Raw genomic sequence first — 13,084 nt, forward strand, 5'->3', positions numbered from 1 at the left:
GTCAGCGCAGGAGGTCGGACATCCAGGACTCGATGGCCGGGGCGGTCCTGGGGAGGGCGTGGGACATCAGGCGGGCGCCGTCCGGGGTGATGACGAGGTCGTCCTCGATGCGGATGCCGAGGCCGCGGAGCTCGACGGGGAGGGTCTCGTCGTCGGGCTGGAGGTAGAGGCCGGGTTCGACGGTGAGGACCATGCCGGGTTCGAGGACGCCGTCGAGGTAGCGGTCGGCGCGGGCCCTGGCGCAGTCGTGGTAGTCGAGGCCGAGCATGTGGCCGCTGCCGCAGAGGGTGTAGCGGCGGTGGAGGCCGTTGTCGTCCTCGAGGGCCTGTTCGGCGGGGATGCGCAGGACGCCCCAGTCGGCGAGGCCTTCGGCGATGACGCGCATGGCGGCGCGGTGGAAGTCGCGGAAGCGGGCGCCGGGGCGCAGTGCGGCGATGCCGGCGCTCTGGGCGGCGAGGACGAGGTCGTAGGCCTGGCGCTGGACGGGGTTGAAGGTGCCGCTGAGCGGGAGGGTGCGGGTGATGTCGGCGGCGTAGAGGGTGTCGGTCTCGACGCCGGCGTCGAGCAGGAGCAGGGAGTCCGGGTCGAGGGCGCCGTCGTTGCGGATCCAGTGCAGGACGCAGGCGTGGGCGCCGGAGGCGGCGATGGTGGTGTAGCTGGTGCCGTTGCCCTCGGCGCGGGCGCGCAGGTCGAAGACGCCTTCGATCCAGCGTTCGCCGCGGGGGTGGTGCAGGGCGGTGGGCAGGGCGCGGACGACGTCCTGGAAACCGGTGACGGTGTGGTCGACGGCGAGTTGCAGCTGGTCGACCTCCCAGGTGTCCTTGACCAGGCGCAGTTCGGAGAGGACGGCGGCGAGTTCGCCGTCGGCGCGGGCGTGCGGGCCGGGCCGTCCGGTGGCCTCGTCGACGAGCGGGTCGGTGCCGGCCAGGACGCGGGTGGGCGGCTGGGGGCCGGTGAGGAGTTTGCCGAGGTCGTCGAGGTGTTCGGTGCGCAGCCCGGTGAGGGCGGCGGCCTCGGCGAGGTCGGGGCGGCGGCCGACCCAGAACTCGCCGTAGCGGCGGTCGCGGTAGAACTCGGAGCCGGCGGCGTGGCCGCCGCTGCGGGGGGAGCGGGGGCGCAGGTAGAGGACGGGTTCGTGGCCCGCGGGGCCGGCCGGTTCGAGGACGAGCACGTGGTCGGCCTGGTCCTCGCCGGTGAGGCAGGTGAGCCAGGCGTAGGCGCTGTGCGGCCGGAAGCGGTGGTCGAGGTCGTTGCAGCGGACCTTGAGGCGGCCGGCGGGGACGACCAGGCGTTCGCCGGGGAAGGCGGCGGAGAGCCGGGCGTGACGGCCCGGCAGGCGGTTGTGGCCGGGGGCGCGCCGGTCGGCGGGGAGGGGGGTGGGGGCCCACCGGGTGGCCATGAAGGCGTCGAGGGCGGGGGAGACGGGGAGGTCGTGGCTTCCGGTGTGGAGGCCGGTCTGGGGCGTGGTCACCGGTGAACTCCTATGCGGGGCTGGGGAGGTGCGGCACGGACACAGCTCGGTAACGAGCGGCGTCACCTCTTGTGCAGTGCAATTTCACATTACTATGTTACGGGTCACACCGCGGAGCGGCCAGGCCTTGACGGCCGCCCTCCCGGTCGGGCCCCGGACCACTGCCGGGGTGGACCACGGGCTTCACGGCAGGCCCCCCACAGCGGAGTTGCACATGACCAGGCGCACCCACGCCGCCCTCGCGGCGGCACTCGCGGCCACCCTCACCCTCGGCCTCGGGGCCTGCAAGAACGACAAGAGCGACACCGGCGGCGACGCCGCGCCCTCCAGCAGCAAGGGCCCGGGCGCGGAGTCCGGCTCGGTCATCGGCGGCACGCCGGTCAAGGGCGGCACCCTCACCGTCCTCACCAACCAGGACTTCGCCCACCTCGACCCGGCCCGCAACTGGGTGGTGCCGCACATGGACTTCGGCACCCGGCTGCTCTACCGCACGCTGACCACCTTCAAGTCCGAGCCGGGCGCGGCCGGCAGCGAGATCGTCCCGGACCTCGCCACCGACCTGGGCAAGTCCTCCGAGGGCGGCAAGGTGTGGACGTTCACCCTGAAGGACGGCCTCAAGTACGAGGACGGCAGCCCGATCAAGTCCGCCGACATCAAGTACAACGTCGAGCGGTCCTTCTCCCCGGACCTCACCGGCGGCCCCGACTACGCGGCCCAGTACCTGGCCGGCGGCGAGAACTACAAGGGCCCGCTGAGCGGCGAGCACCTGGCGAGCATCGAGACGCCGGACGACCGGACCATCGTCTTCCACCTCAAGCGCCCGGTCGCCGAGTTCTCGGACACCGTCACCCTGCCGACCTTCTCCCCGGTGCCGCAGTCCCAGGAGAAGGGCACCCAGTACGACTCGCACGTGTTCTCCTCCGGGCCGTACAAGATCGAGACCTACGACCGCGGCAAGCAGCTGGTGCTGGTCCGCAACACCAACTGGGACCAGTCCACCGACACCGTCCGCAAGGCGTACCCGGACCGGATCGTGGTCACCCAGGGCATCAAGGGCGGCCAGGCGGACGACCGGATCATCGCCAGCGACGGCGCCGACGCCAACGCCATCAACATGCCCTGGATGCAGCACGAGTCGGTCGCCAAGGTGCTGCCCAAGGCGGACGTCAAGTCCCGCATGGCGGCGGAGCAGACCGGCTGCACCGACATGCTCTACATGAACACCGCCAAGGCGCCCTTCGACGACCCCAAGGTGCGCGAGGCGATGATGTGGGCGGTCGACCGCGAGGCCCAGGTGACGGCCTTCGGCGGCCCGGCGGTGACCGACGTGGCGACCTCTTTCCTGCCGCCCTCGCTGACCGGCGGGGTCAAGGCCGACCCGCTGAAGATCCCGGCGGCCGGTGACCCGCAGAAGGCCAAGGACCTGCTGAAGGCGGCGGGCAAGACCGACCTCAAGGTCGGGCTCACCGTCTCGCTCGGCGACAAGACCCGCGCCGAGGCGATCCAGCAGTCGCTGGCCAAGGTCGGCGTCCAGGTCACCGTCAACACCGTGGACCCGTCCGCCTTCGCCGACACCATCGGCGACATCAAGAACGCCCCCGAGCTGACCATCAACGGCTGGTGCCCCGACTACCCGTCCGGTGCGACCTTCCTGCCGTTCCTCTTCGACGGCCGCACCATCAAGGAGAAGGGCAACCAGGGCAACTACAGCCAGTTCAAGGACCAGGCCACGATGGACCGGATGGACCAGATCGCGGCCATGACGGACGTCAACGAGGCCAACAAGGCCTGGCAGCAGCTGGACGAGGACCTGATGAAGAAGGCCCCGGCCGTCCCGCTGATGTGGCAGCGCCGCCCGCTGCTGGTCGGCACCAACGTGGCCGGCGCGTTCGGCAACTCCGGCTACGCCGGCATGATCGACCTCGCCGTGGTCGGCCTCAAGGACCCCGCCAAGGGCAAGGGCTGAGGGGCCGCACCGATGAGTACCACCACTGAGCCCGCCGCCGTGGACAGCACGGCGGCGGGCCCCGCGAAGGCCGCCGGACGCGGCCCGTGGCGGCTGGTCTGGGACCAGCTGTGGGCGAAGGGGTCGGCCCGCTTCGGCCTGATCACGGTCGGCGTGCTGCTGCTCGCCGCCGCCCTGGCCGGACCGCTGAGCTCGCTCGGCGGCTGGTCCCCCGAGGAGTTCGACAAGCGCGCCGTCGACCCGTACCTGGGCGGCATGCCCCGGGGCGACTTCGGCGGCATCGGGGCCCGGCACTGGCTGGGCGTCGAGCCGATCACCGGGCGCGACCTGTTCGCCCGGGTGCTGCACGGCGGCCAGGTCTCGCTGCTGATCGCCTTCACGGCCACCGCCGTGGTCGTGGCCACCGGCACGCTGGCCGGCATCGCCGCCGGCTACTTCGGCGGTCGGACCGACACCCTGTTGTCCCGGCTGATGGACCTCACGATGTCCTTCCCCTCGCTGATCTTCATGATCGCGATGATGTCGGTGGCCAGGGACGTCAACCGGATCCTGCTGATCACCCTGGTCATCGGCCTGTTCACCTGGCCCGGCATCGCCCGCGTGGTGCGCGGACAGACCCTGTCGCTCAAGCACCGGGAGTACGTCGAGGCCGCCAAGGTCGGCGGGGCCCGCTCCTGGCGGATCCTCACCCGGGAGATCCTGCCGAACGTCTCCGGTCCGATCATCGCCTACACCACGCTGCTCATCCCCGGCATGATCGCCACCGAGGCCGCGCTCAGCTACCTCGGCGTGGGCGTCCGCCCGCCGACGCCCTCCTGGGGCCAGATGATCGCCGAGAGCATCGTCCACTACGAGACCGACCCGACGTACTTCCTGATCCCGACGGTCTTCCTGTTCCTCGCCGTGCTCGCCTTCACCCTGCTCGGGGACGCGCTGCGCGACATCCTCGACCCCCGGGGAGGCCGGTCGTGATCCTCTACCTCGGGCGCCGCCTGCTCGGCGTGGCGGGCATCCTGCTCGCCATCTGCGCCATCACCTTCACCATCTTCTACCTGCTGCCGAACGATCCGGCCGCGGCGGCCTGCGGGAAGACCTGCAGCCCCGAGCGGCTCGCCGACGTCAAGGCCGCGATGGGCCTGGACAAGCCGGTCTGGGAGCAGTTCCTCGCCTACCTGGGCGGCATCTTCGCCGGCCGCGACTACGGCAGCGGCCCCAGCGCCGTGCACTGCGGCTTCCCGTGCCTCGGCTACTCCTACGAGTACGGGCTGCCGGTCTGGGACCTGCTCACCGACCGCCTGCCGGTCTCGATCTCGCTGGCCCTCGGCGCGGCCGTGCTCTGGCTGCTCCTCGGACTGGGCGCCGGCGTCACCTCGGCGCTGCGCAAGGGCGGGGTCACCGACCGGACCCTGATGGTGCTCTCCGTCGGCACCGCCTCGCTGCCGGTCTACTTCACCTCGATCATGCTGATCTGGGGCGTCGTGCGCACGGCCGGGCTGCTGCCCTACCCGGCGTACCACGCGTTCGGCGAGAACCCCTTCGCGTGGGCCTCCAACCTGCTGCTGCCGTGGATCGCGCTGGCCCTGCTGTACGCGGCCATGTACGCCCGGCAGAGCCGCAACTCGATGATCGAGACGATGGCCGAACCGTACATCCGCACCGCCCGGGCCAAGGGCCTGCCGGCGCGGACCGTCACCGTCAAGCACGGACTGCGCGCCGGGATGACGCCGATCCTCACCATCTTCGGCATGGACCTCGGCGGGCTGCTGGCCGGTGCCGTCATCACCGAGTCCATCTTCGGCCTGCCGGGCGTCGGCCGGCTGTTCTACGACGGCCTGGGCCGCTCCGACCAGCCCGTCATCCTCGGCGTCACCCTGCTCGCGGCCTTCTTCATCGTCGCGGCGAACCTGCTGGTCGACCTGCTCTACGCGTTCGTCGACCCGAGAGTGAGGTACTGATGACCGCACTGTTGGAGGTCGAGGACCTCGGGGTCTCCTTCGACACGCCCCGCGGCGTCGTCCGGGCGGTGGACGGCATCTCCTTCACCGTCGGGGCCGGGCGCACGCTCGGCCTGGTCGGCGAGTCCGGCAGCGGCAAGTCGGTCACCTCGCTGGCCGTCATGGGACTGCACCGCGGCGCCGCCGTCACCGGCTCGATCCGGCTGAACGGGCAGGAGCTGAACGGGCTGGGCGAGCGCGAACTCGGCGCCGTCCGGGGCCGCCGGATCGCGATGATCTTCCAGGACCCGCTGTCCAGCCTGCACCCCTTCTACACCGTCGGGGAGCAGATCGCCGAGCACTACCGGGTGCACTTCAGGGCCTCCCGCAAGGCCGGCCGCGAACGCGCGGTCGAGATGCTGGCGGAGGTCGGCATCCCGGAGCCGGCCCGCCGGGTCGACGAGTACCCGCACCAGTTCTCCGGTGGCATGCGCCAGCGCGTCATGATCGCCATGGCGCTCGCCTGCGAGCCCGAGCTGCTGATCGCCGACGAGCCCACCACGGCCCTCGACGTCACCGTGCAGGCGCAGATCCTCGACCTGATCGCCCGCATCCAGCAGGAGCGCGGCCTCGGCGTCGTCATGATCACCCACGACCTCGGCGTGGTCGCCCGGGTCGCCCACGAGGTGCTGGTGATGTACGGCGGCCGGGCCGCCGAACAAGCGCCGGTGGACCGGCTGTTCGCCACCCCCGCGCACCCCTACACCCGAGGCCTGCTGGACTCGCTGCCCCGGCTGGACGACACCGACGACGCCCCGCTGCGGGCCATCCCCGGCAGTCCGCCGTCACTGATCGCCCCCGCCCCCGGCTGCTCCTTCGCCCCGCGCTGCGCCCGCACCACCGCCGCGTCCGCCGAGGAACACGCCCGCTGCCGGGCCGAGCGCCCGCTGCTCGGCCCGCTCGCCCCCGGCCACCAGGCCGCCTGCCACCTGCCCCTGGTGCCGGAAGGAGCACGGCCATGACCGACACCCTGCTGTCCGTACGGGACCTGGTGAAGACCTTCCCCGGTCGGCGCGGGCGCACCGGCCGGCCCGGCCCCCCGGTCCGGGCCGTGGACGGCGTCAGCTTCGACGTCGGACGCGGCGAGACACTCGGCCTGGTCGGCGAGTCCGGCTGCGGCAAGTCGACCACCGGGCGGATGATCGTCCGGCTGCTCGACCCGACCTCGGGCACCGTCACCTTCGACGGCACCGAGATCGGCGGGCTCCCGCAGGCCCGGCTGAGGCCGTACCGCAGGCACCTGCAGATGGTCTTCCAGGACCCGTACTCCTCGCTCAACCCCCGGCAGACGGTGGCCCGGATCATCTCCGAGCCGATGCTGATCCAGGGTTCGAGCGCGGCGGACGCGCGCCGGCGGGCCGGCGAGCTGATGGACCTGGTCGGGCTGATCCCCGAGCACATCGACCGCTACCCGCACGAGTTCTCCGGCGGCCAGGCGCAGCGCATCGGCATCGCCCGCTCGCTCGCCACCTCACCCAGGCTGGTCATCGCCGACGAGCCGGTCTCCGCGCTCGACGTGTCCATCCAGGCCCAGGTGGTCAACCTGATGGAACGGCTCCAGCGGGAGCTCGGCCTGGCGTACGTGTTCATCGCGCACGACCTCTCGGTGGTCAAGCGGGTCTGCGACCGGGTGGCGGTGATGTACCTCGGGCGGATCGTCGAGATCGGCGACAAGGCCGAGGTCTACGGCAACCCCGCGCACCCGTACACCAGGGCGCTGCTGTCCGCGGTGCCGCTGCCGGACCCTGCGGCGGAGCGGGCCCGGGAACGGATCGTGCTGCTCGGCGACCCGCCGAGCCCGGCCAACCCGCCGTCCGGGTGCACCTTCCACCCGCGCTGCCCGAAGGCGCAGGAGGTCTGCCGGACGGAGCGTCCGCTGCTGCAGATCGCCGGTGCGGGCGGCCGGCAGGCGGCCTGCCACTTCCCGGAGGCCTGACTCCGGGTACGGGCCGGCCGCGGGGGCGCACCCCGCGGCCGGCCGGCACAGACCGCCGTACCGTCCCGCTGTTCCCACGCGGGGCGGTGCGGCATCCAACGGGCGAGGGGCACCCCCTCGCCGTCACGCGCCCGGTCGGACGCGGCGGGGAACCTCACGAGGGCCGCGTCCGACCGGGTTCTCGCGCTGCCCGGCGGGGCCCCGGCGGGGCCCCGGCGGGGCGCCCCGCCGGGCTTCGGTCTGCGGCCGGGTCGCGTCGGCCGAACGGCCCTTGCCCAGGTCGCCGGTGGCCGAACGGCCCTCTCCCCGGTCGCCGACGGCCGAACTCGGCCCTCGCCCGGGTCGCCGTCGGCCGAACGGCCCTCGCCCGGGCGGGACGTGCGCCCGCCCGGTGCGGTGGGCGGGGCACGGAACGGCCCCGGTCCCCTTCGTCGGAAGGGAACCGGGGCCTTCGCCGTCCGGGTGCGATCCGGCGGGCCGCACCCGGACGGTCGTGGATCAGTTGTGCTCGGCGGTGTCCGACCGTGGTCCGGTCGTGGTCCGGTCGTGCCTCAGGAGGCCGGCCCCACCCGCACGGTGGTGATCCGCCCGCCCTGGGACTCCCGGACGACCTCGATCCGGGTGTTGGTGTCCGGCACCTTCACCGAGAGCTGCGGGGTGGCCGGGTCGGCGTACACGCCGGTGTGGTCGTTGAACACCGGGACGGCCGGCTCGGACGGGATCCGCACCGCGACGCCGCCCTTGTGCAGGGTGAACGGCGTGGTCGGCTTGAGCGAGAACGTCGCGTCGTAGGTCTGCGCCCGCCCGTTGACCAGGGTGCCGTCGGCGAAGCGGATCGGCGCCGGGTGGGCGTCGATCGGCAGGATCAGCCCGCCGCCGGGGTGGTCCTTGGTGTTGTTGTCGCCGTAGGAGGTGTCCCACAGCCAGAGCAGGACGCCCTCCTGGTACGGGTAGGTGTCGACGACGTTGGCCTTGCCGGTGACGCCGGTGTACCCGAAGTTGTACGGGCCGGTCTTCAGGAACGCGCCGTATCCGGTGTAGCGGCGGTTCTCGGCGATGTACGCGCGCGGGTGCTGCTTGACGGCGGTGCGGCCGGTGATGACGGTGAAGCCGGTGGCGGTCCAGCCGCCGGTGCCGTTCTCGGCGCCGTCGGCGAACAGCACGGTGCCGCCGGCGGTCAGCTGCACGGCGTCGACCAGCACGCCGCGGCCGTGGGTGTTGCCGTCCGAGGTGGCGTGGACGCGCAGCCGGACCTGCTGGCCGAGGTAGCCGTCCAGCGGGATGTGCAGCTTCCGGTAGCCGCCCGAACTGCCGCTGAGGCCGGGGGTGTTGGCGGTGGTGTTGCCGATCGGCGAGCCGTCCACGGTGCCGCCCAGTGCCGTCCAGTGCTTGCCCTGGTCGGTGGTGGCCTCGACGGTGAGGAAGTCGTAGTCCTGTTCGGTGTCGTACCAGACCGCCGCGTCCAGGGCGGCCGGTCCGGCGGCGGTGCGCAGGTCGACGTCCCGGGTGAGGGAGTTGTCGAGGTTGTCGCCGGTGTCGCTCCACCACTGCTTGCCGCCCTCGTACGGGTCGGCGAGATCGGTGCTGGTGGTGCCGTCCGGCAGGTGGACCAGGACGGCCTGGGCCTGGTCGGTGTTGTAGCTGCTCACCCCGAGGGCGTGGCTGGACCGGGTGGCGGCCTGCGCCTCGTCGTAGTTGAGCCAGCCGAACTGGAGCTTGCTCCAGGCGTCGAGGTCGCCCGGGTAGCCGCCGGTGGTGTTCGGCCCCTTGCCGAGGTACGAGCCGGAGGACATCAGCGACCAGAAGTTGACGCTGTTGTCGCCGCCGGTGGTGCTGTACAGGTCCGGCAGGCCGAGGTTGTGGCCGTACTCGTGGGCGAACAGGCCGACACCGCTGTTCTCGCCGGCCTGGACGTAGTCGTAGACGTAGAGACCGGTGTCGCCGACCGGCGCGCCGCCGATCTTGTCGCCCTCCGGCCCGGTCTGGCCGGTGGCGTCCGGGAACGCCCAGCTGCGGTGCGCCCACAGGGCGTCGGCGCCCTGGGCGCCGCCGCCCCAGGTCTCGTCGACGCCCGCGTGCACCACGATGACGTTGTCGAGGTAGCCGTCGGGGCGGTCGAAGTCGCCGTCCTTGTCGTGGTCGTAGCGGTCGTGCACGTCGTACTGGGCGAGCTGGGCCCTGATGTCGGCCGCGCTGCGGCCCTTGGCGATCTCACCGTCGTACCAGGCCTTGACGGCGTCCCGGACGAACTCCTGGGCCTGGGTCCAGGCGCCGGAGCCCTGCGGGCCCTTGTTGCTGCCGTAGCGGGCCTCGTTGTACGGCACGGTGACCCAGTCGCTGACGGTGCCCTGGACGTCGTACCGGCCGGAGGACTGGGTGCGGTAGTAGTTGCGCATCGACACGGCGCCCGGCGTGTCGTCGAAGAACATCTTCTGGTAATGGTCCCGGTCGAAGTCGGCGGACCACAGGGTGTGGTTGTCGTCCCGGCCCGGCTCGGGGATCTGGTTGTGCCGCGGGCCCGGGGTGCCGCCGTAGCGGGGCTGGCCGTTGTACTCGGTGGTGTTGTCGACCTGGTCGCCGAACTGGGCGAGGATCACGAAGACCTTGTCGGTGCGCTGGTGGGCGAGCTCGACGTAGTCGTTGCCGACCTTCACCTTGGCGGGGGCCCGCTTGTCGGCGGTCTTGGCGACGGTGCCCTTGTTGAGCTGCTCCAGGGCCTTGCTGCGGAGGGCCTGGCGTTCGCGCTCCTGGGGGACGAGCGGTGCGGGCGGGGCTTCGGCGCCGCCGGCCCCGGCGCCCTGCTCGGCGGCGGCGATGGTGGCGGGTGCGGGGGGTGCGGCCTGGGCGGGGGTGCCCAAGAGGGTGGCCGCTATCGCGCTCGTGGTGAGCGCGGCCGCGAGTGCCGCGGACAGTCTGCGCAACTGACCGGTCCTTTCCGGGGGATGGGGGATCGTGCTTCGGCGAAGCGCAGGTAATATTTCACATGTCACGGGTCACGTGGAAGAGGGTCGGCGCAAGCGGAGGGGCGCCGCACCGCGGTGCGACGCCCCTCCTGTCGGCGCGTCAGCGGGTGGTGTACTCCACCGTCACGCTCACCACCACGAGCACCCCGTACACCACCGCGAGGGTGTTGCGCCCGGCGCCGTGGAGCGCCAGCGCGGCCGAGCCGAGCACGGCCAGCTTGAGCACGATCTCCACGGCGAGCGGCTGCGGGAACCGCGGGCCGCCCGCGGCCAGGAACAGGCCCCACAGCCCGGCCGCGAGGGCGGGCGCGCCGATGCCCAGCAGCAGCCGGACGGCGAGCGTGGAGCCGGTCCTGAACCCCCAGTAGCAGAGCGCCGCCAGCATCGCGAGCTCCAGTCCGAACGCGAGCCCGCCGTTGACCACGGTCAGCGGCGTCCACTGCCGTCGGCCGATCGGTCCGGGTCTTTCGATCCTCATCCGTCCGCTCTCCCCGTCGTCGTCGCGCCGCCCGGGCCGGGCGGCGACCACGCGGAGTGTCGCAGCCCGGCCCGGCGAACTCAACGGTTCGGCCCGGGGAGCTCAACGGTTCGGCCCGGGGAGCTCAACGGTTCGGCCCGGGGGGCGGCGCGGGAGGGCGGATTCAGCCCAGGGAGGAGCGCAGGAAGGCCAGTTCGGCCAGCGCGACCTGTTCGTTCACCCCGCCCGGAGTCATGTGGGTGACGCCCGGCAGCGGCAGCACGGCGTGCGGGCGGCCCGCCCTGGTGAGGGCCTCCGACAGCAGCAGGGTGTGCGAGGGGTGGACGTTGTCGTCCGCCAGCCCGTGGATCAGCAGCAGCGGCCGGGTCAGCCCCGGGGCGTCGGTGACCAGGCAGTCGTCCGCGTAGCCCTCCGGGTTGTCCCGGGGCAGCGCCAGGTAGCGCTCGGTGTAGGCGGTGTCGTAGTGCCGGAAGTCGGTGGGCGGGGCGCCCGCGCAGGCCGCGTGGAACACGTCCGGGCGGCGCAGCACGGCGAGCGCCGCGAAGTAGCCGCCGTAGGACCAGCCGCGGACGCCGACCCGGTCGAGGTCCAGGTCGGGATGCCGCTCGGCGAGCGCGTGCAGGGCGTTCACCTGGTCGTCCAGGGCCACCCGGGAGAAGCGGCGGAAGATCGCGCGGGTGAACTCCGGCGAGACGAACGGGGTGCCGCGGTTGTCGGTGGTGACCACGGCGAAGCCCTGGTCGGCCCACCACTGGCGGAGCTGCCAGCGGCGCGGCTCGTTGGCCACGGCCTGGAAGCCGGGGCCGCCGTACACGTCCAGCAGGACCGGCAGCCGGCGGCCGGGGACGTGCCCGCGCGGGTACACCACGGCGGTGGGCAGGGCGAGTTCGGTGACCCGTGCGAGGCTCGGCCGGACCCGGAACGGCAGTGCGGCGGCGAGGTCGGTGAGCGGCAGCTCGGCGCCGTCCCCCTCCGTGCCGAAGCCCCGCAGCAGCCGGCGGCGGACGCCGTCCGCGTCGGCCGACGTGAGCAGCAGGGTGTCGGCCGCGGCCAGCGCCGAGTGCACGCCGCCGCCGGTGCTGACGGCCTCGGGCGCGCCGCCGTCCGGGTCGACCAGGTGGACATGCTGGTCGGCCGGATCGCCGTGGCCGGTCTCGCAGAGCAGCCGGCCGCGCAGCCGGCCGACCACCCGGCGGACCTGCAGGCCGGTGGTGTCCAGCGGCTTGCCGTCCACGGCGAGTCCGCGGGCCTGCGGGGTGTCGTGGACGGTGAGCAGCCGGCCGTCGGCCAGCCGGGCGGGCGTGCCGGGCAGGTCGTCGACCCAGAACGCGTCGGCGGTGCGGGAGAGTTCGCGGACCGCGCCGGTGGTCGGGTCGGCGGTCAGCAGCAGGACGTTCTGCTGCAGCCGGTCGGCGACGGTGAGCAGGACCTCGTCGTCCGAGGCCCACTCGGCGGCGCAGAGGTACGGGTACGCCGCGGCGTCCCACTGCAGCCGGACCTTGCCGCGGTCGAGGCCGAGGACCCAGAGCTGGACGTCGGCGTTGGGGCCGCCGGCCAGCGGGTAGGCGAAGTCCTCGGCGGGCTCGCCGGGCCGGGACGGATCGGCGAAGTACCGCCGGGGGAGGGCGGATTCGTCGACCCGGGCGGCCAGCAGGGCGCCGCCGTCCGGGCGCCACCAGTGGCCGCGGGAGCGGCCGAGCTCCTCGGCGGCGGCGAACTCCGCGACGCCCCAGCGGGCACCGTCGGAGGGGGAGAGCGGCACGGGGTCCGGGGTGACGTACAGGGCGTCCTCGGCGACGTAGGCGACGCGCTCGCCGGTGGCGTCCGGCCGGGGGTCGAACGCGGGCCCGGCGACGGGGAGTTCGGTGCTGGTGCCGGTGGCGGTGTCGGTGCGGAACAGCCGGCCGTCGAGGACGAACACGGCGGTCGCGAGGTCGGCGGTGGCCGCGTACCCGCCGATGCCGGCGGCGACCAGCCGGGTGCGCTCGCGCAGCCTGCGTTCGACGGCGGGCAGGTCGTCGCGGTGGCCGGTGCGCCCGGGGGCGAGCGCGGCGGGGTCGGCGACCAGCCGTTCCGTGCCGGTGGCGGTGTCGAGCAGGTGGAGGCGGTCGACCGGGTCCTCGGGGCCGGTGGAGCGGAGCAGCAGCAGCCGGGTGCCGTCCTCGGCGAGGGTGAACGCGCGCGGGGCGCCGAAGGTGAACCGGCCGGTTCGGGCGCTGCGGGACAGGAAAGGATCGGTGATGGTCACGGCCCGATGGTGGTCGCGGTGCCCGGGG

Annotated in this window: 9 protein-coding genes; 5 read left to right on the plus strand and 4 right to left on the minus strand. The window is 73.2% G+C overall.

Annotation, left to right across the window (positions count from 1 at the left end):
- Position 1: 1 nt before the first annotated feature.
- Positions 2-1,471, minus strand: a complete 1,470-nt coding sequence (locus tag ACIA8Q_RS19510) for an aminopeptidase P family protein (protein ID WP_396317491.1) — start codon at positions 1,469-1,471, stop codon at positions 2-4.
- Positions 1,472-1,685: 214 nt separating this feature from the next.
- Between ACIA8Q_RS19510 and ACIA8Q_RS19515 the strand changes: the two genes are divergently transcribed.
- Genes ACIA8Q_RS19515 through ACIA8Q_RS19535 form a run of 5 tightly spaced genes read left to right on the plus strand, consistent with a single transcriptional unit; the run spans position 1,686 to position 7,367 of the window.
- Positions 1,686-3,437: an ABC transporter substrate-binding protein gene (locus ACIA8Q_RS19515; protein WP_360208676.1), complete on the plus strand. Its 1,752-nt coding sequence runs from the start codon at positions 1,686-1,688 to the stop codon at positions 3,435-3,437.
- Between the two features lie 12 nt (positions 3,438-3,449).
- Positions 3,450-4,409 (plus strand): ABC transporter permease, encoded by a 960-nt coding sequence (locus ACIA8Q_RS19520; protein ID WP_360208679.1) that lies wholly within the window; start codon positions 3,450-3,452, stop codon positions 4,407-4,409.
- Positions 4,406-5,392, plus strand: coding sequence for an ABC transporter permease (locus tag ACIA8Q_RS19525; RefSeq protein ID WP_360208681.1), 987 nt, complete (start codon positions 4,406-4,408; stop codon positions 5,390-5,392). Before ACIA8Q_RS19520 ends, ACIA8Q_RS19525 begins: the two co-directional genes overlap by 4 nt.
- A complete protein-coding gene (locus ACIA8Q_RS19530; protein ID WP_360208684.1) occupies positions 5,392-6,393 on the plus strand; it encodes an ABC transporter ATP-binding protein in 1,002 nt (333 codons plus the stop codon). Before ACIA8Q_RS19525 ends, ACIA8Q_RS19530 begins: the two co-directional genes overlap by 1 nt.
- Positions 6,390-7,367 (plus strand): oligopeptide/dipeptide ABC transporter ATP-binding protein, encoded by a 978-nt coding sequence (locus tag ACIA8Q_RS19535; RefSeq protein ID WP_360208687.1) that lies wholly within the window; start codon positions 6,390-6,392, stop codon positions 7,365-7,367. Before ACIA8Q_RS19530 ends, ACIA8Q_RS19535 begins: the two co-directional genes overlap by 4 nt.
- 551 nt (positions 7,368-7,918) lie before the next feature.
- Here ACIA8Q_RS19535 and ACIA8Q_RS19540 read toward each other — a convergent pair.
- From ACIA8Q_RS19540 to ACIA8Q_RS19550, 3 genes are all read right to left on the minus strand, one after another.
- Positions 7,919-10,288, minus strand: coding sequence for an immune inhibitor A domain-containing protein (locus ACIA8Q_RS19540; RefSeq protein WP_360208689.1), 2,370 nt, complete (start codon positions 10,286-10,288; stop codon positions 7,919-7,921).
- A 142-nt stretch (positions 10,289-10,430) separates the two neighbouring features.
- The gene (locus ACIA8Q_RS19545; RefSeq protein ID WP_360208692.1) at positions 10,431-10,808 is read right to left on the minus strand and encodes a YrdB family protein; all 378 of its coding nucleotides are present in this window, start codon (positions 10,806-10,808) and stop codon (positions 10,431-10,433) included.
- A 163-nt stretch (positions 10,809-10,971) separates the two neighbouring features.
- Positions 10,972-13,056, minus strand: coding sequence for a prolyl oligopeptidase family serine peptidase (locus ACIA8Q_RS19550; protein ID WP_396317492.1), 2,085 nt, complete (start codon positions 13,054-13,056; stop codon positions 10,972-10,974).
- Positions 13,057-13,084: the final 28 nt, after the last annotated feature.

Source organism: Kitasatospora sp. NPDC051705 (assembly GCF_044453265.1).
Classification (GTDB): Bacteria; Actinomycetota; Actinomycetes; order Streptomycetales; family Streptomycetaceae; genus Kitasatospora.